The following is a 19,317-nucleotide window of genomic DNA, read 5'->3' as shown; positions in this document are numbered from 1 at the left end:
TAACAATGGACATTTTAAAGATTGAACATCTGTCTAAAACATATGGAAAAGGTGAAACAGCGGTAAAGGCACTGGATGATGTATCTTTTTCAATTAGAAAAGGTGAATTCGTAGCGATTATCGGGCCATCTGGCTCCGGGAAATCGACCATTCTGCACTTATTAGGCGGAGTGGATAGACCGACAAGCGGCAAAGTATTCGTAGATAACACGGATATTTATGAATTGAATGAAACACAGCTGGCAATCTTTAGACGCAGACAAATTGGGTTGATTTATCAATTCTATAATCTTATACCGGTCTTAACGGTCGAAGAGAACATCACACTTCCTTTACTCCTTGATCAGCACAAGGTAGATAAGAAACAATTTGCGGATACTGTAAAGGCGTTAAATTTGGAAAATCGCTTAAACCATCTCCCGAATCAGCTCTCAGGCGGGCAACAACAGCGGGTCTCTATTGGCAGAGCGTTAATTAGTAATCCTGCAATCATGCTGGCAGATGAGCCAACCGGTAATCTGGATAGTAAGAACAGTGGTGAAATTATAGATTTATTAAAAATGTTTAATAAAACTTATAATCAAACACTGATTGTCATTACTCATGATGAACGGATTGCATTACAAGCGGATAGAGTGATTACCATTGAAGATGGAAGGATCGCCAAAGATGAGGTGATTCGTCCGTGAATATCGTAAATAAATTAACGCTTAGACATTTGAAGCAAAATAAACGAAGAACATTGGTTACTATCATTGGAGTCATCATTTCTGTGACCATGGTGACGGCTGTGGCAACGCTTGGTTTTTCATTTATGGAATTAATGAGGAAGCAGAGTATCTCAACAAATGGAGAATGGCATGTCCAATATAGAAATGTTACTAAAGCTCAGCTCAAAGCGATAGAAACAGATGATGCGACAAAAGCCCTAGTGATCTCCAACGATCGTGGCTACGCCCCTTTAGAGGGTGGGAAGAATGAGAATAAACCCTATTGGTATATTAAGGAATATAATGCAGCTGGTTTTAAACAATTTCCGATTGAACTGCTGGAAGGTAGACTCCCAAAGACAAACCACGAAGTAGTCATTTCTGAGGAGATTGCAAAGAATGCAAAAGTCACTTATAAGATTGGTGAAACTTTAACTCTCGATGTCGGAGAGCGAGTTACTAGGGATGATAAAAATAGTGGGCAGCCCTTATCTCAGAACGAACGATTACGGACTGAAGAGGATATCCTGCTTGAAAAGATTATTCATAAAAAACCAATGAACTATACGATTGTGGGAGTGATAAAGCGTCCTACTTGGGAACCAACATGGTCTCCGGGTTATACTGCCTTAAGTTATGTGGATGAAAGCTTGATTGGAGCAGCCGAAAAAGTTACAGCGACAGTTGTGTTAAACAAGGTGGATAGCTCCATATACAAGCATGCAGAGGAATTGGCAAAAGAAAACAATATTGAGTCGATTTCTTATAATAATAGTCTGCTGCGCTATTATGGTGTGACGAATAACGATGGCTTACGTAATGCACTTCTTTCATTGTCAGTCATCGTTATGACTGTGATTATCATTGGCTCTGTTTCTTTAATCTATAATGCATTCGCGATTTCTGTCTCGGAACGTGCACGTCATTTAGGAATGCTCTCTAGCGTAGGTGCTACAAAGAGGCAGAAGCAGAATTCGGTGTTTTTTGAAGGAATGATCATCGGTTTAATTAGCATCCCTATTGGGATCCTTTGCGGAATTGCAGGAATCGGGATCACTTTTATGTTCATCAATACGATGATTCAAGATGTACTAGGGATAACTGAAAAATTAACATTGGTTGTTACACCTCTGTCCCTATTCACCGCTTGTGTTGTTTCCATACTGACGATTTTTATATCCACCTATCTTCCAGCCAGAAAAGCTTCAAAGATTTCGGCAATTGATGCGATCAGACAAACAACCGATGTTAAGCTCTCTGGTAAAGCGGTGAAAACTTCCAAGTTCGTTCGCAATTTGTTTGGAATTGAAGCAGAAATTGGTTTGAAGAATTTAAAGAGAAATAAACGCAGGTACCAAGCAACCGTGTTCTCCCTTGTCATTAGTATTGTTCTGTTTTTATCCGTATCTTCGTTCACTACGAATATGAGAAAGTCGGTAGAACTCTCACAGGATGGTTTGAACTATGATATTCAAGTTTATATGGGGACTGAGGACGCTCAAAAAGTAGATCGGCTGACGAAATCGATCTCTGCCTTACCTAATATAACTGAATATAATGTGGTCAGGGAACTAAGCTTGAGTTCATGGATTGATGAAAAAGATATGGCAAAAGAATTGCAAGAAATCGTGGAGAAGGATAGCAGTATTTTAAAAAATGGGAAATATCCTTACTACATTCAGATCCATGCCCTAAATGAGCAGAGTTTGAGAACCTATGCAGAATCCGTCGGTATAAGTTATGAACAATTAACGGATCTCAATCAGATGTCAGCTATTGTGAATGATACCGTCACCTTTGAGGATGAGAAAGCCAAAAAAATTGTTGAAACCAAGGCTTTTCACTCTGAAATCGGCCAAAAGCTTGACCTTATTTATACGGATTGGGATACAAAAAAAGAGACGGATTTATCACCAGTAAAAATTGTCGCTCTAACTGATAAACGTCCAATGGGAGTACATTCAGCAATGGTTGGTGGAATAAACATCATCGTCTCTGAACAAATCTTCGATAAACTAACAATTGGTGCGATGAGTAACGATATACAAAGTCGACTAAACCTGAACAGCTCTGATCCATTAGCGACACAACAAGCCATAGAGGAAATGAAAGAGCGGAATATCTATGTTCAAAATGTGTATCAAAATAGACAAAATAGTGAGCAGATGATCATGTTAATGTCTATTTTCACTTATGGTTTTATTGCTTTAATTACTTTAATATCGATTGCGAATATTTTTAATACGATATCAACTAGCATATCCCTTCGTAAAAGAGAGTTTGCGATGCTGAAGTCTGTGGGGATGACGCCAAATGGTTTTAATAAAATGATTAATTACGAAAGTGTTTTTTATGGAATAAAGTCACTACTTTATGGGCTTCCGATTAGTATAGTTATTATGTACCTGATCTATAGATCAATGATGAGTAGCTTCTCTTATGGATTCACACTTCCGTGGATGAGTATCCTGTATGTCATTGTCGCTGTATTTATCATCGTTAGCTCAGCTATGCTGTACTCCAGTTCAAAAGTGAAGAAGGAAAATATTATTGATGCTTTAAAACAGGAGAATATATAAAGATTAGCCGCGATAATCGCGGCTTTTTTAGACTTATTTGAAGGTATATATTTTTTGGGGGTATTTTGTGTCATATATGACAAGAACGGTATGTTATTACATATAAATCCCTATGATATAATGTATTCAATTGGATTTAACAGATTATAACTTTAGAGGCAGGTGTCAACGCTTGAGAACGGTCGTCGTGATTGGCGGGGGAATTACTGGATTGTCTACCGCTTACTATCTACAGAAATCTATACACCATAAGAAGTTGGATGTAAAAATTATTTTGGTTGAAGCCAGCGATAGACTGGGTGGCAAAATCAGAACACTTCAGCATGAGGACTTCATTATGGAGTCCGGGGCAGATTCTATTGTCACTCGTAAAACAAATGTTGCTCCATTAATTGAAGAACTAGGTATGCAAGATGAGGTCGTATATAATGCGACAGGAATATCATATATCTATACTGAAGGACAGCTAAAACAAATTCCTAAAGATGCAGTCTTTGGCATCCCTCTCAGTATTGAATCGCTTGCTACTACAGATTTGATCTCTGCTGAAGGTAAAGTTGAAGCACTTAAAGATTTCTATACTCCGAATGATCGTTTTACGAAAAACGATTCTGTAGGTGATTTTCTGGAAGCTTTCTTTGGAAAAGAACTTGTCGAGAAGCAAATATCACCTGTCCTATCAGGTGTATATTCCGGGAAATTGAGTGAACTTACCATTGCCTCGACCCTTCCTTATTTGATTGATTATAAAAATGAATATGGAAGTATTATTCAGGGATTGTCCGCGAATAAGGCTAAATTCCAGGGGAACGGCGATAAGAAGTTTATGTCTTTTAAGGGTGGCGTATCTGCTCTGATTGATGCCATGGAAGAACAGCTGTCCGATGTTGAGATCATCAAAGGGATTCGGGCAGAGCGCATTGCAAAGGATGGAGAACGGTACAGAGTAACACTGGCAGATGGACGAATCTTGGACAGCGATTTTGCCGTACTAGGAACGATGCATTCTACTGCACAAACATTACTTCAAGACGAAGCGCTGAATCAAGATTTCAATCAGTTATTTAACAGCTCTATGATTAGTGTGTATCTAGGATTTGATATTCCTGACAGTCAACTGCCAGTGAATGGTACAGGGTTCATAACAGCCAACAGTGACGATGTTCTTTGTAATGCTTGTACGTGGACAAGTCGCAAATGGGAGCACACGTCTGGTCAACAACGTCTGCTTGTCAGACTCTTTTATAAAAGCTCAGGACCGCATTATGAGTCCTTGATTAAGCTTTCAGAAGAGGAATTATTAAAGGTGGCGTTGAATGATATACAGACCAGTCTTGGAATTACTGGACAACCCGTTACCCACGATGTGACCAAATGGCATGATGTTATGCCAAATTACCACAAACGCCATCATGAGATTGTAGTATCCTTAGAGAAGAAGATTGCAGATCATTATCCGAATGTAATCCTTGCTGGATGTTCTTATTATGGCGTGGGTATTCCCGATTGTATTGCAAATGGAGAGAAGACAGCGGAACGTATTTTGGAACAAGTAATTACACATTAAACAAAGGAGGGCGGACAATAGTGAGAAAATTAAAATTAGCGATAAGCTCTATGCAAAGTCTAGACTATAAACAACGGCGGTTGTTTGTATAGAGCGAATAAAATTTGATTTACCGCCAGTGCACTGTGCAGGGTTGTTTTTAGAATAGACTTTGCTACCTTCAAACTCAAAAAAAGTTTAAGGAGCAGAGCGACTATGAAATATGTAAATGCAGATACGATTTTTCCAAAAGAATTATTAGAGGAAATTCAGAAATATATTAACGGTGGTTTGGTGTATATCCCTAAGCCTGAAGAAGCACATGTAAAATGGGGCGAGAAGTCAGGGAGCAGAAAATACTTAAGGTCTAGAAATATTGAGATTTGTTTAAGGTTTGCCGTTGGAGCAACGGTTGACCAGCTTTCGGATGAATATTGCCTATCAAGGGACAGTATTAAGAAGATTGTTTACACAAAAAAATAGCTATAATCCTAAAAATCCACGTTAGAGGAAGCTCTGACGTGGATTTTTAGGATTTAATTATCATTCAATCTTAAATACCATACCTTTTCCGATATTTATCGATTCTATCTACAAACTGTCCTTCATATTTCACGCCTTCATCCATCTTTTTATTTGCTGCTGTAAATTGGGTGCTTTAATTTTTTTTCAAATATAAAGATGGATAGGGCGACAACCTGTATTTTTGATACAAGTAGACGCCCTATCCATAAAATATGTAATGCTATACGATTTGTTTATTCATATTCAAAGAGGTTTCAAATGCATCAATAATATAGAGGAATCTTTCGGCTTCTCGGAATACATGATCGGCAAGCAGTGGATGAATGATGCTTTTTATACGACATTCTTCAATAAGATCCCGAGCGGTTTTCTTAAAATCACGGAGAGATTTAACCGAGACTTTATTCTCGTCAAGTTGCTGACTGAGCAGAGGTTTGGTTTGGGATTGAGGACGCATGGAGCTGAGATCAACAGCTTGATACAACAAAACATCAAAGTCATGGCTGAAATTTCTTGCTTGTTCAACGAGTTGACGTTCAGAGGGGTCCAATAAATGTCCAATGAATTTGGCATGGTCTGCCATTATCCGAAGGAAGAAGACATTTTCATTAATAATTGCGTCTGGTAAAGGATCTAACCTGCCCTGATTTAGTTCTTCCAGTCGATTTCGAAAGTAGTTGGCTTCCCTGCTGACATGATCCACTAATAAAGGGAAGTTCGTTCCCCCTGGAAGTTTGCATTGTAATATCAACCCCAATATTTTCCTTTTAAAAGCCCAGATATGTGAAGCTGCACTATGAACTTCCTCATTAAACTTCCGTATCACCGCCGGATCAGAATCAACTGTAAATCCTAGGGATCTATTCTCGATGGCTTCGAATGTGGCGTAGAAATAGTTCGCTTCATTAATTAGTTGCGTGTCTTCACAACGAAATCCTAATTTAAGGAAAAAAGAGTGTTCTTTCATGATTCGTGACCAGAATCGTATTTCATCTAGAGATCTCGATACAAAAGGATCTGGCATATTTAAAACACACCTCCCATTATTATACAATCATAATATGCGTGAAGTTTGTACTATATCCGCAAGAATTCATGCGAATATGTAGAAGTTGGAGAAAGCTAAAGAATTAGGACTTAAACAGCAGTTAATACATTGACGGTATCTTTAGCAGACGGCTTGCAATTATTGCCTATATAAAATTGGAGTTCATATGAGCGTGAAACTCAGGTGAACTCTTTTTATTTTAGAAGAATAATGAATTTATATAAAATTTAATTCTAATTGAACATGGCATATTACTAGAGAGTGATCGTAATTATACTGAGTATAGAAGTGAAATTAGAGAACAAACGTGGAGGTATGATGGAAATTAATCTTGTTCCAGTAACGTTTAAAGATAAAGAGGTATTGTCTAATCTATATCAATTTTACAATTATGATTTCAGTTTATTTACAGATCAAGACGTAAATCAGCACGGGGAATTCGAGGTGAATATTGATTATTTTTGGGAAGGGGATCATCGATGGAATCCATATTTGATTGAGGTTTCAGGAAACTTAGCTGGATTTGTGGTTATTCTTTTTGAAAACTTAGATACAGACCCAGATCCAGCTCATGTGGTCTATGACTTTATGATTTTGCAGAAATACAGAAGAAATGGAATAGGTACTGCTGCCGCAATAAAAACACTTGATCTATTTAAAGAAGCTAAATGGAAACTAGCTCAAATGGAAAATAATAAACCTGCTATAGCTTTCTGGCGAAAAGTTCTTAAGGATTATACAAAAGACAACTATACAGAACGCTATTTGAGTGATCTCCAAAAATATATTCAAGCATTCGATAGAAGGGGGAGAACGAAATGAATATCACCGTAACAATAACTGACAGCACAACGAAGTTTATGATTAACAATCTCTATCCACTATACTTACACGATCTATCAGAGATATGGGAGAACCTTCCTAATCAATACGGGGTATACGAGGAGAATGAAACACAGACGCTGAATGAACAGAATAAAGTCTTCGATATATGGTGGGAGAAGCCGGGAATTTTATATCCTTATTTAATAAAAAAGGATGGCATTCCTGCTGGCTTTGCATTAGTAGCCACACCACCTCATACACCACCAGATTGTGAATTTTATTTAAACGAATTCTTTATCCTACGGCCCTTCCGAGGTACGGGAATCGCTGAACGTGCGGCAAAGGAGGTATTTAATCTTCATATTGGAAAATGGGAGCTACAAACCAATCCCACAGCTACAAATAGGAGAGCCCAGCATTTTTGGAGAAAGATACTAACAGTATATACTAGTAATAGCTTTCAAGAAGAATGTAAGAAGTCTTTTGATGATGAATTAAAGATGATTTTTAATTTTTGTAATGGATAAGCTAATCAAATCAAAATGAGGCAATTATTTCATCTATTGACTTATAGTGGATTAGGGCTTATAATTAGAAAAATTATATATCAAAACAAATGCTTTGATGGAGAAAAGTAGTTCAATACCTCTTTACAGGGAGGAAACGCCGGAGATTGAGAGCGTTTCTAGAGAAAAGGGTTGATCGAAGTTCACTCCGGAGCAGTCCCTTGAAACCAATTGGCAAGTAGAGGTGTACCGGTGTTAACCGTTAAATATTTAAGTGAGAACATTTCTGTTTGTTGTACAGAATAGTTCTAATTTAGGGTGGTACCGCGGCTCCTCGTCCCTTTTCGGACGAGGGGTCTTTTTGTTTCCATTTAGAAGAAATATTTGTATCCATGCAAGGCTCGGTAGCTCAGTTGGTAGAGCATAGGACTGAAAATCCTAGTGTCGGCGGTTCGACCCCGTCCCGAGCCATCTTAATTTTAACAGCAAGGCTCGGTAGCTCAGTCGGTAGAGCATAGGACTGAAAATCCTAGTGTCGGCGGTTCGATCCTGTCCCGAGCCATCTTAACCTTAATAAGTAAGCTTTCTATAAAAACAGCCTGTCCGACTATTATGGTTAGACAGGTTGTTTGTTATTTTATCTTAATTTGAGAAGTTTAAGGAGTAGATTAATTATGAAATATGTAAATGCAGATACAGTCTTCCCTAAAGAGTTACTACAAGAAATACAGAAATATATAAACGGTGGTAAAGTCTACGTTCCAAAGCCTGAAGAATTACATGTAAAATGGGGTGAGAAGTCAGGGAGTAGAAAATATTTGGAATCAAGAAATACTGAGATCTGCCTGAGGTTTGCTGCTGGTGCAACCGTCGACCAGCTCTCAGGTGAATACTGTCTTTCTAAAGATAGTATTAAGAAAATTGTTTATACTAAAAAATAGCCGGTCAACCGAAGGGTTGACCGGCTATTACATTTATTTGAAGCGTTAACTCGCAAATATATGCTTACCAATTTTTAAGTTCTGAGGACGAGTCCAGATCCATGCACTAGTAGCTGTATCTGGATTGAAATAATAGATCGAATTGTTTGTTGGGTCCCAACCTCGGACAGCATCAAGAGCAGCTAAATAGGCAGTCCGGTTTGGAGTAAGCCAGTATTGACCGTCAGATACGGCTGTAAATGCGCCCTTTTGAAATACAACGTCTTTAATATTGTCTGGGAATTGACTAGATTGTATACGATTCATAACTACAGCGCCAACTGCGACTTGACCTTTATAAGGCTCACCGCGAGATTCACTATAAATGACTTTCGCCAGAATATCCATTTCCTCAATATTAAGCGTATATTTTTTTAGAGCATTCCATGTTTTTGTACCAGTAACTCCATCGGCACTTAATCCGTAGGCCTTTTGAAATTTAGCAACGGCAGCTTTCGTTTGTGATCCATATACACCATCTAAAGGCTGAGTATAGAAATTCAGAGCTTTTAATCGATACTGAAGATCCCACACATCTCCAGAAGAACTCCCTACGGTTAATACCGGAGCAGCACTAGCAGAACCGACCATTGTAGCCATACTTACCAGACCCAAAAGAAGCAACAAAGTGAATATTTTAGTCTTCATTGTAGTAGCCTCCTTTCAGAAAACATTATAAATAACCTTCAATAACTGAGACAACACTCATTTATTGGTAATCTAATAATCCATTTTACATTTTCGAAAATACTTCATTAGGTTTGTGATCTTATGAAATGGGTAAATGAATAATCAGAGGCACATCAACATCGGAGGTTTTATGTTATGAAAAAGCAATTATATCTATTCATAATCGCAGCTGCACTCACTCTAAGCGCATGTGGTAATGATAATAGCTATGGCAATAAGATAATGGAAGATATCTCACTTTCCAGTTCAAGCAACGTACCTGAAAATTTGAAAGTGGCAGAGAATCCTACTTTTAAAATAGGAAGTAAAGCGATTATCCAAGCGGAGCATATGGAAGGTATGAAAGGGGCAACAGCAACGATAGTTGGAGCTTTTGATACTACTGCGTATATCGTTTCTTATAGGCCCGCAACAGGCGGATTTCCAGTTACAAATCACAAGTGGATTATTCATGAGGAAATCAAAAAAGCAGCCGACAAACCCTATGAATCCGGCTCGGAAGTCATAATGGAAGCTGACCATATGAAAGACATGAAAGGGGCAACGGCTCAAATTAACGCAGCGGAACAAACCACGGTATATATGATTGATTACACACCTACTACGGGTGGAGATAAAGTGAAAAATCATAAATGGGTAACGGAAGATGAGCTTTCAGCAATAAAGTAACCAATAGAAATATAAGCTCAAAAGTAATGAAAGATGATTAAGGTAGGGACAGTCATGGACTTTGTTAAAGTTCTAGGCTGCTCCTACCTTTTTTGATTGCTTCTTTTATTGGAAGTGAAGTGTTAAAATATCTTTATAAAGCACAACTATACAAAATATACCATTATAATGGTATTTTCATAGAAGATAGGAGAGTGATTGAAATGCCTAACTGGCAGGTGAAATTCGATGAAGAGATGCTTAAGCAAGCTGCACAACAGATTCAAGTCGATTGGACAACGATAAAGTATATTGGTGGCTTTGAAAATGTTGTCTATAGCTTTCCAAAAGATGATCATGAATTTATTTTACGTGTAACTCATCATTCACATCAGGAGCAGCAGATGGTTATCTCTGAACTTGACTTTATGGACCATCTTGCAAAGCATGGCGTGCAACTGGCTCCCCCCATTCCCTTTCAGGATGGCAGCTTGGTACAAACGTTAGTCAAAGATGAAGAAAGATTTATGATCTGTGTGATGGAGAAAGCACCAGGTGGTCATGTTAATGCTTCCGACCCCTATTGGGGAACGGAGCTTTTTGAGCAATGGGGTGAGGTAACAGGAAGAATGCATGCTTTAGCTCTGCACTACGAGCGTCCGGAGACTGTTCTGGCAAGACCACATCAGGGTAAGCTAGAGTTTGACTTTGCTAACTTTGGTACTGTTGAACAGCAGCTTTTTGAAAAGTTGCTTCAAATAAATGATCGGATTAACCAGTTGCCGCGGAATCGAGAAGGCTATGGACTATGTCACCGTGATTTGCATCCGGGTAATTTCTTCGTGCATGAGGGGCAGATCACCGTGTTTGACTTTGATGATTGCGGATACGACTACATGGTGCATGATATTGCCATTGCCGTTTATTACTCGACCATCTTTGGGGATTGGCGAAAACCGGAGGTAGAGCAGAGTAGAACTTCTAGTCTTGCGGCAGCCATGCTGACGTCTTTTATGAAAGGGTATAATCGAGAGTATGCACTCGACAATAAATGGCTAGAAGAGCTCCCGCTCTTTATTGAGAAGCGCCGACTGGAATTAGTGCTTTTGTTATTTCAAGAGTTTTCGGAGTCACAGCGTGATCAGGATAGAGAGTGGCTTGCCCGTAATATTCAGGATGCCCTAAATGACAAAGCTTGTTTAGAGCTTTAATAAATCCATTTGCGTAGTTTTTAATATATTTAGAATAGATAATGAGGATATATCATATAAAAAAGGAGCATTTATTTGAATTTAGCAACTCCTGTAACACCTATTCAACTTATGCAAGTACTTCTAAACGTTTCTGTGATCCGCCCTGTTTTTATTTGGGGGGCGCCTGGTATTGGAAAGTCTTCTCTTGTAGAAGCTTTTGCTGATCAGGTGGGTCTTCCATGTGTTTCTCTTCTGGGTTCTCAATTAGCACCGGAAGACATCATTGGGGTACCTCAAATCGTTAACGGCAAGAGCCAATTTTGTCCTCCGAAAATGATTGCTCGGGACGAACCGTATTGCTTGTTCTTAGACGAGCTTAATGCCTGTTCTCAAGAGGTGCAAAAAGCTTTTTATAGTCTTATCCACGAACGCCGCATCGGCGATTATCACCTACCTGAGGGCTCTATAGTAATAGGAGCTGGTAACCGTGCACAAGATAGTGCAATTGTTAAACCTATGTCCTCCGCGCTTATCAATCGGATGTTCCATATACAGCTAAATGTATCTTTTCAGAATTGGATCTCTTGGGCATATGAGAATAGCATTCATCCTATGGTTATTGAATATCTGGAATTGCGTCCCGATCATCTGTGGAGTGCACCTCCAAAGACTGAAGAGCCTTTCTCCACGCCACGCTCTTGGCATATGCTTAGTGATGCACTACATGAGTTTGGTGATGATATAAATGTGGATACCGTGGGGATTTTAGCGAATGGTTCACTGACACCTTCTCACGCCACACAATTCAGGGCTTTTTATAAAAATCTAACTGGAAAATATGAACTTAATCAAATTATAGATGGTAAATCCTCATTTCCAACGGCTCCAGAAGATCGGGATCTTCTGTATTTCCTAGCGCAATCCTTGCGAGCCCAGATTATTAAAGAACTACCTCCGATTAAAGATAACGTACGAGATGGACATCGCCAATTTGCACACACTGTTAAAAAGCTGATTAAAGACCTGTCCGTCATTAGCTTTGAAATTGCACAGCTAGTAGTTGCTAAGCAGGAGCAAAGTGATAATATTCCAGATTGGTTAATGGTTGAAATTGTACGTGATTTACCACGTCTTGCAATAAAAGAGCGAGGGTAAATATGGCTAAAAAAACAACTCCAGATAATCCCGCTTTGAAAAATTTTAATGAAGCATGTTCGTTAATCGCGGATCATCCTATTTTTGCGCCGTTATCTGTTCGAGCTACGATTATCCATAATGAAAATAGTCCCTATCCTGAAGACGGCTGGGCAATTGTCACTAATAACGGTTATATTTACACTCATCCTAAACGGCGTGGCGAGGTTGCTGAATGGATGTACGTTTTGGCACATTGTTTTCTTCATTTAGGTCTTGGACATTTAAAGATTAAAGAGAATCAAGTGGCGTGGAACGTTGCATGTGATGTGTACATAGCAAAGTTTTTAAATGACTTGAAGTTTGGAAAAGTCCCTGCAGATATGGAGTCGCGATTTGATCTTACAATTAAAGATGAACAACAGCTTTACGAGCAGTTTATGATAAAAGGAAATCCGGACAACTCCAGATATTTTGGGACTGCGGGTGTTTCAAAACTGGATATGAATGTTAGAGAAACCACCAAAAGATACTGGGGAAAAGCACCGGATTGGGAAGCCTATTTTGCTTATGGGTTATCCAATGCTGTGACGAATGCAGTAAGTGTTGCTGGAGGCCATGCTAATACTATTAGTGACCCTGCACTTTCATTAACAGCTCCACAACGTGCAAAACGATGGTTCATGGATAGATATCCTTTATTAGGTGCGCTTGCCGCCGGCTTTGAGATTATAGAAGATCCAGCGATATGTCGGCGATTAGATATTTCCATAGCTGCCATTGACGTTGTTGATCGCAAAATATTTATGAACCCTGCAGCCGGACTAAACGATGAGGAGTGTATTTTCGTGATGGCGCATGAGCTTCTGCATGCGGGGCTTCAGCATCACGAGCGATGTCTTGGTCGAGATCATTATCTTTGGAATGTGGCTTGTGACTACGTAATAAATCTTTGGCTAATAGAAATGAGTGTAGGGGAGTATCCGCGAATTGGACTCTTATTAGATCCTGAGCTTAAAGGTTTATCTGCTGAAACGATTTATGATCGTATGGTCGGAGATATCCGCACTTATAAGAAACTGGCAACCTTGAGAGGCAACGGACTCGGTGATATTTTAGATAACGGTTCATCTAGTTTTTGGGATGTGAGAGAAGGACAAACGCTTGATGATTTTTGTAAGAATGCTATGCAACAAGGACTTATGTATCATGAAGAGCAAAGCCGCGGTCTTTTGCCATCAGGACTAGTTGAAGAGATTAGAGCGCTGGGCCAGCCACCTATTAAATGGGATGTAGAGCTTGCTCGTTGGTTTGATCATTATTTCTCACCGCTTGAGAAGACCAGATCTTATTCACGAATTAGCAGACGTCAATCTTCTACGCCTGATATCCCTCGACCACAATGGGTTCATAGCGGCGCTGCAGATGATGGCCGTACTTTTGGAGTTATTTTAGATACCTCAGGCTCAATGGATAAAAAGCTTCTGGCCAAAGCATTAGGGGCCATTTCAAGTTATGCGCAGGCTCGTGATGTTCCTTTTGCACGGATTATCTTTTGTGATGCTTGTCCTTATGATGCAGGTTACATGCCCCCCGAGGCTATCGCAGATCGGGTACAAGTGAAGGGAAGAGGGGGAACGATCTTACAACCAGCTATTGATTTGATTCAACAAGCTGAGGATTTTCCGAAAAAAGGACCGCTTCTAATTATTACAGATGGTTATTGTGACAAGCTGACCATTAAAAGAGACCATGCTTATATTTTGCCCAAGGGAAATGACTTGCCTTTCTCACCCAAAGGACCTGTATTCAGAATTAACTAAGGTAGAAGATCTTAGAAATGATTAGAGGTTTTATTAATAAAAGGTCCACGCAGAGGATGGGAGATGCCAGGCGGACAGGTTGAAGAGGAGGAGTCCCTTATAGAAGCAGCAATCAGGGAGGCCAAAGAAGAATCGGGCATTGATATAGAGATTAATAAGTTCTGCGGAGTTTTTCAAAATGTTGATCGATCTATTTGTACTAACCTATTTCTAGGGAAAGCCATCGGCGGCGAACCTGCTACTAGTTCCGAGAGCTTAGAAGTTGGGTTTTTCTCGATAGAACAAGCATTGGAAATGGTCACATGGAAAAACCTCAGACTGCGGCTGGAGTATTGTCTAAATGATGAGGTGCAGCCTTTTTACGTAGAGTTATGGGGTACAGAAGTTGAAGAAATTATTATTACACATCTGAGTTAATATAGGGAGCACAATGGACAAGTGTTTCGATCAACAAAGATTCATTTTTTTATTTTATAACATTTTCAGTTGATTACAGAACTTTTCATATGTTTACAGCGTCTTACTTATGAACGATAAATCGACGGTAAGGACTGAAACATTATGAAAGACAACACGAAGCTTTTCAGAAATAATATGAGGAGCCAGTCTTCTATACAATCTGTAGGCGGCAGGCGTTATGTGCCAGGAATTGATGGTCTAAGGGCTTTATCAGTACTCGCTGTAATCGCATATCATTTGAATCTGAATTGGGCTGAGGGTGGACTTCTCGGCGTTGGAATATTTTTTGTAATCTCCGGATATCTCATTACTGACCAAATCATTAGCCAGTGGGAGCAGCACCGAAGGCTGAACCTTGTAGACTTTTGGGTTCGTAGGGCGCGGAGGCTGTTGCCTGCGATGGCCGTTATGCTTTTTGTGGTTGCCATATGGCTTTTAATTATAGAACCATCAAGATTGTTTGGGCTCAAGGGTGACTTTACGTCTTCCTTATTTTATTTCAATAACTGGTGGCTAATATTTCATAATGTTTCCTATTTTGAAAGCTTTGGCCCACCATCTCCTATCGGACATTTATGGTCGCTTTCTATTGAAGGACAGTTTTATATTCTATGGCCAATAGTTCTCATCATCGTGATGAAAATCGCTCGTCGGCGAGGTAAGCTTATGGCATGGATTATGGCTTGCGCAGCAGTCTCTGCTTTAGCCATGGCATTGATCTACGTACCGGGGACTGACCCAAGTAGAGTGTATTATGGAACGGATACCCGCTTATTTGCGCTTCTCATTGGAGCAGCTCTTGCAGTTGCTTGGCCAAGTCAGAAACTTAATGATAATGTCTCAGAACCAGCTCGGCGTGTGCTTGATATTGTAGGGGGATTAGGACTCATTCTATTGTTGGTACTTTTTAATCAGGTTAATGAGTTCGATGATTTACTTTACCGTGGTGGGTTTTTAGTGATTTCTTTGATTGCAGCTGTAGTTATTGCCGTTCTAGCTCATCCTGCTAGCCGTCTGGGGTCGATCGTAGGCTGTAAACCTTTGCGTTGGATCGGGCTGCGATCATATAGCTTATACATATGGCATTTTCCAGTCATTATCCTTAGCAGTTCGAATGTGAGTACTGAAGAAAGCAGCATGCTTCGGATCATCATTCAGGTAGCAGTAAGTTTTCTTCTAGCTGCATTGTCATATAAGTATGTGGAGGAGCCCATTCGTCGAGGTTCATTTAAAGAAACATGGAAGAACATCAGTGTAAAACGAAGGGGTGGTCTTCGTCCAGGCTTCTTAATGGCTATTATTGCTGTGATTCTTATCCCAATCGCATGCAAAGGTTATTTGTTAAACGCTGGATCAGATACGTCTGCGATCGAATCAGCAGATTTGCAGAATGAACAACAACAGCTGCAACAACAAGAACAACGACTGCAGCAGCAAGAACAACAAGATATGGGAAGAAAGAATGATCCCGCAGATCATAAAGCGATAGACGAAAATGTAACTGATAAACCATCGATACCAGCCTTGGCAACAACTACAACTGAACCTGAAGTGAAAAAAGCTGATACTAAGGTGGGAACTACAAATACAGAAATAGCAAAGCCTGAATCAGAAGTGAAAAAATCTGTTCCTGAAGAAAAGAAACCCGTGGCTGAGAAGAGTCAAGCTGGAACGGATGTTACGGCCATAGGAGATTCTGTCATTTTGGATGCAGCCCCATACCTTTCAGAGGAATTACCTGGCATTGTCATTGAGGGAAAGATCGGTCGGCAGATGGCTAAAGCTCAGGAGGTAGTGGATCAGCTTAAAGCTCAAGGCCGGCTGGGTAAAAAGGTTATTATCGAGCTTGGGACTAACGGTTCCTTTAGTTCAAAGCAATTACGTAATTTACTGGATTCATTAAGTGATGCTGAGCAGATTTTTTTGGTCAATACACGGGTCCCAAGAAAATGGGAGAATAATGTGAATCACAATATTTCAAAAGTTTCCAGTGAATATAGTAATACGACCGTAGTAGACTGGTACTCTGCAAGTGAGGGAAAAGACGATTATTTCTACCAAGATGGTGTGCATCTTAAACCAGAGGGCTCCAAGTGTTACGCCTCACTTCTTGCGAAAGCCTTGGAAAGTAAGTAAGAATTAATTGAGTCTCCAAACTTTTTGATACTATATTTTAATAGACCGGCAAGAGAGTTCTCTCTTTGCCGGTCTTTATTTTTCGTAAACGAATGATCATTGAAACGCTAATTAATTCCTAGTCGTAGATAAAATGCTCCACCACAGCCACAGTCTTCATTATGTCAGGAATAGAATTGTCGATCACCTTCACATTAGAACTTGGAAGCGGCCACTTCACACTACGGTTTCCAAATGATTTGCGAAATTCATCCCAATGCTGGAACTTCCATTCATCTAATGGTGATTGTCGATCGTGAATTCGTGTCCGATACAATTCCTCATTGGCTAGTTCGACCAAGACAACTTTAACCTCAACATCTTGCAGTGAACGTCCGATTCGAGATAACTCACTGCTGATCCAGTCAGGGTTGGCGGCTTCTTGTGTAAATGGTCCAACCACATATGCATCTACATTCAGGCTAATATTGTCTAGCGCTGCGTCCATCGTAATCCGGTAGCCCAAATCACAGCATAATCTTTTGTAATCGGCAGAGTCTCTGTCTGCCGGGTCCAATCCGTGAAAAGTCATGATGGCGTCTGCCGCTGGTCGTAAGAGGATATCCATATCAAAGAAGGGTACTTTACGCCGGGAAGCGATCGCTTTAGCTAATGTCGTTTTGCCTGCCCCAGCTGGCCCTAGAAAAAATACAAGTTTGTTCATCATTGTCTCTCCTTAGAACCTCAATTCAACTCCATAATGTATCTCTGCATACTATCATATAAAAGATAGTGAGCAATCGCCAGCGCAATATCTCCATCAGACAGATAGGAACAGACTACCTGAGATATTTCGCGTTACGGTCCATAATATGATATTTTTTTGCTTCTCCATTGAGTTTTTGTGTAATCCTGCTTATAATATAGCGAGAAAAATAAGAAAAAGGTGTCTATAAATGAGCATATTAAATGTAGAAGGATTAAGTCATGGTTTTGGAGATCGTGCGATCTTCAAGGATGTTTCATTCCGTCTTCTAAAAGGCGAGCATATCGGATTATTTGGCGCTAACGGCGAAGGTAAATCCACTTTTATGAATATTGTTACAGGAAAGCTGCAACCGGATGAAGGTAAGGTCGAATGGTCCAAACGGGTGCGTGTTGGCTACCTCGATCAGCATGCAGTGTTGACCAAAGGCATGACCATTCAAGATGTACTTAGAGGCGCTTTTCAATACCTCTTTGATCTTGAGCAAGAGATGAATGATATGTACGGCAGAATGGGTGATGTGTCGCCTGAAGAGTTGGAAAAGCTGCTTGAAGAAGTTGGTACGATCCAAGATACGCTTACAAATCAAGATTTCTACATGATCGATGCGAAGATACAAGAAACCGCGCGCGGTCTAGGAATCACAGATATTGGATTGGATCGTGACGTAGCTGATCTTAGTGGTGGTCAGCGTACCAAAATCTTGCTTGCGAAGCTGTTGCTTGAAAAACCAGATATTTTGCTCCTAGATGAGCCTACGAACTATCTGGATGAGCAGCATATTGAATGGCTGAGACGTTATCTTCAAGAGTATGATAATGCATTTATTCTGATCTCACATGATATGCCTTTCTTGAACAGCGTTATCAACCTGATCTACCATATGGAAAATCAAAAGCTGACCCGTTATGTGGGTGATTATGAGCAATTCCAACAGGTCTACGAAATGAGAAAACAACAGCTTGAATCTGCTTATAACCGTCAGAAACAAGAAATTGCAGAGCTGAAAGACTTCGTTGCACGTAACAAAGCCAGCGTAGCTACCCGTAACATGGCAATGTCCAGACAGAAGAAGCTCGACAAGATGGAAATCATCGAGATTGCAAAAGAGAAGCCAAAACCGCAGTTTAACTTTAAAGAAGGAAAAACAGCGGGCAAGATGATTTTCGAAGCTAAAGAATTGGTTATCGGATATGACACACCGTTGTCCAGACCGCTAAATTTGTTAATGGAGCGTGGACAAAAGATCGCGTTGGTCGGTGCGAATGGGATCGGTAAAACCACCTTGCTTCGCAGCATCTTAGGCGAAATCCAAGCATTGTCCGGTTCGGTAGAACGTGGATACCATCAAGAGATTGGATACTTTGAGCAAGAAATGAAAGAAGGCAATTACAAGACTTGTATCGAGGAGATCTGGGATACATTCCCATCCCTGTCACAATTCGAAGTACGTGCTGCCCTTGCCAAATGTGGACTGACCACGAAACATATCGAAAGTAAGATTGCAGTTCTAAGTGGTGGAGAAAAAGCTAAAGTGCGTCTATGTAAACTCATTAACAGTGAGACCAACATTCTCGTATTAGATGAGCCGACGAACCACTTGGATATCGATGCCAAAGATGAACTGAAACGTGCACTGAAAGCATATAAGGGAAGCATTCTCATGATCTCTCACGAACCAGATTTTTATCAAGACATTGTCACCGATATCTGGAATTGCGAAGATTGGACAACAAAAGTATTCTAATAAGCAAATCTTTATTGAACAAG

16 protein-coding genes, 2 tRNA genes, 1 pseudogene and 1 other annotated feature are annotated in these 19,317 nt (G+C 40.0%); of the genes and pseudogenes, 16 read left to right on the top strand and 3 right to left on the bottom strand.

Annotation, left to right across the window (positions count from 1 at the left end; genetic code table 11):
• Nucleotides 1-5: 5 nt before the first annotated feature.
• The 4 genes from ACWNM1_RS04465 (at nt 6) to ACWNM1_RS04450 (ending at nt 5,318) form a co-directional block, all read left to right on the top strand.
• Nucleotides 6-689 carry an ABC transporter ATP-binding protein gene (locus ACWNM1_RS04465; RefSeq protein ID WP_449600060.1) on the top strand — a complete coding sequence of 228 codons (684 nt, stop codon included), beginning with the start codon at nt 6-8 and terminating at the stop codon, nt 687-689.
• Nucleotides 686-3,289, top strand: coding sequence for an ABC transporter permease (locus ACWNM1_RS04460; protein ID WP_449600059.1), 2,604 nt, complete (start codon nt 686-688; stop codon nt 3,287-3,289). The genes ACWNM1_RS04465 and ACWNM1_RS04460 overlap by 4 nt, the downstream gene beginning before the upstream one ends.
• A 172-nt stretch (nt 3,290-3,461) precedes the next feature.
• The gene (locus tag ACWNM1_RS04455; RefSeq protein ID WP_449600058.1) at nt 3,462-4,856 is read left to right on the top strand and encodes a protoporphyrinogen oxidase; all 1,395 of its coding nucleotides are present in this window, start codon (nt 3,462-3,464) and stop codon (nt 4,854-4,856) included.
• 195 nt (nt 4,857-5,051) lie between these two features.
• Nucleotides 5,052-5,318 (top strand): CD3324 family protein, encoded by a 267-nt coding sequence (locus tag ACWNM1_RS04450; RefSeq protein ID WP_042127555.1) that lies wholly within the window; start codon nt 5,052-5,054, stop codon nt 5,316-5,318.
• A gap of 262 nt (nt 5,319-5,580) precedes the next feature.
• Here the strand turns inward: ACWNM1_RS04450 and ACWNM1_RS04445 are convergent, their stop codons facing one another.
• Nucleotides 5,581-6,384, bottom strand: a complete 804-nt coding sequence (locus tag ACWNM1_RS04445) for a DUF2935 domain-containing protein (protein WP_449600057.1) — start codon at nt 6,382-6,384, stop codon at nt 5,581-5,583.
• Nucleotides 6,385-6,723: 339 nt separating this feature from the next.
• On the opposite strand from ACWNM1_RS04445, the gene ACWNM1_RS04440 reads away from it, so the two are divergent.
• The 5 genes from ACWNM1_RS04440 (at nt 6,724) to ACWNM1_RS04420 (ending at nt 8,680) form a co-directional block, all read left to right on the top strand.
• The gene (locus tag ACWNM1_RS04440; protein WP_449600056.1) at nt 6,724-7,230 is read left to right on the top strand and encodes a GNAT family N-acetyltransferase; all 507 of its coding nucleotides are present in this window, start codon (nt 6,724-6,726) and stop codon (nt 7,228-7,230) included.
• Nucleotides 7,227-7,760, top strand: a complete 534-nt coding sequence (locus tag ACWNM1_RS04435; protein WP_449600055.1) for a GNAT family N-acetyltransferase — start codon at nt 7,227-7,229, stop codon at nt 7,758-7,760. The genes ACWNM1_RS04440 and ACWNM1_RS04435 overlap by 4 nt, the downstream gene beginning before the upstream one ends.
• Nucleotides 7,761-7,845: 85 nt before the next feature.
• Nucleotides 7,846-8,084, top strand: a binding site (T-box leader).
• A gap of 53 nt (nt 8,085-8,137) precedes the next feature.
• A tRNA-Phe gene (locus ACWNM1_RS04430) sits at nt 8,138-8,210 on the top strand.
• Between the two features lie 18 nt (nt 8,211-8,228).
• Nucleotides 8,229-8,301: transfer RNA gene (locus ACWNM1_RS04425), tRNA-Phe, on the top strand.
• Between the two features lie 112 nt (nt 8,302-8,413).
• On the top strand, nt 8,414-8,680 hold the full coding sequence (locus ACWNM1_RS04420; protein WP_449600054.1) for a CD3324 family protein: 267 nt from the start codon (nt 8,414-8,416) through the stop codon (nt 8,678-8,680).
• A 45-nt stretch (nt 8,681-8,725) separates the two neighbouring features.
• Here ACWNM1_RS04420 and sleB read toward each other — a convergent pair whose 3' ends face one another.
• Nucleotides 8,726-9,367, bottom strand: coding sequence for a spore cortex-lytic enzyme (gene sleB / locus ACWNM1_RS04415; RefSeq protein ID WP_449600053.1), 642 nt, complete (start codon nt 9,365-9,367; stop codon nt 8,726-8,728).
• Nucleotides 9,368-9,544: 177 nt separating this feature from the next.
• Here sleB and ACWNM1_RS04410 point away from each other — a divergent pair, with 177 nt between their 5' ends.
• From ACWNM1_RS04410 to ACWNM1_RS04385, 6 genes and pseudogenes are all read left to right on the top strand, one after another.
• A complete protein-coding gene (locus ACWNM1_RS04410) occupies nt 9,545-10,078 on the top strand; it encodes a YdhK family protein (protein ID WP_449600052.1) in 534 nt (177 codons plus the stop codon).
• Nucleotides 10,079-10,281: 203 nt separating this feature from the next.
• Nucleotides 10,282-11,268, top strand: a complete 987-nt coding sequence (locus tag ACWNM1_RS04405) for a phosphotransferase enzyme family protein (RefSeq protein WP_449600051.1) — start codon at nt 10,282-10,284, stop codon at nt 11,266-11,268.
• A gap of 75 nt (nt 11,269-11,343) precedes the next feature.
• Nucleotides 11,344-12,405: a MoxR family ATPase gene (locus ACWNM1_RS04400; protein WP_340969325.1), complete on the top strand. Its 1,062-nt coding sequence runs from the start codon at nt 11,344-11,346 to the stop codon at nt 12,403-12,405.
• Between the two features lie 2 nt (nt 12,406-12,407).
• Complete coding sequence (locus tag ACWNM1_RS04395; RefSeq protein WP_449600050.1) at nt 12,408-14,207, top strand: vWA domain-containing protein; 1,800 nt, start codon at nt 12,408-12,410, stop codon at nt 14,205-14,207.
• A gap of 24 nt (nt 14,208-14,231) precedes the next feature.
• A pseudogene (locus tag ACWNM1_RS04390) lies at nt 14,232-14,624 on the top strand (NUDIX hydrolase); the annotation flags it as partial.
• A 144-nt stretch (nt 14,625-14,768) separates the two neighbouring features.
• Complete coding sequence (locus ACWNM1_RS04385) at nt 14,769-16,802, top strand: acyltransferase family protein (RefSeq protein WP_449600049.1); 2,034 nt, start codon at nt 14,769-14,771, stop codon at nt 16,800-16,802.
• Nucleotides 16,803-16,920: 118 nt separating this feature from the next.
• On the opposite strand, the gene ACWNM1_RS04380 is transcribed toward ACWNM1_RS04385, so the two are convergent.
• Entirely contained in the window at nt 16,921-17,505 is a 585-nt protein-coding gene (locus ACWNM1_RS04380; RefSeq protein ID WP_449600082.1) for an AAA family ATPase, read from the bottom strand.
• Between the two features lie 232 nt (nt 17,506-17,737).
• On the opposite strand from ACWNM1_RS04380, the gene ACWNM1_RS04375 reads away from it, so the two are divergent.
• Nucleotides 17,738-19,294: an ABC-F family ATP-binding cassette domain-containing protein gene (locus ACWNM1_RS04375; protein WP_042188035.1), complete on the top strand. Its 1,557-nt coding sequence runs from the start codon at nt 17,738-17,740 to the stop codon at nt 19,292-19,294.
• Nucleotides 19,295-19,317 lie beyond the last annotated feature (23 nt).

The organism is Paenibacillus sp. Marseille-Q9583, from assembly GCF_976954365.1.
Note: the sequence above shows the minus strand (reverse complement) of the source record. Positions and strands in the feature narration are given on the sequence as shown.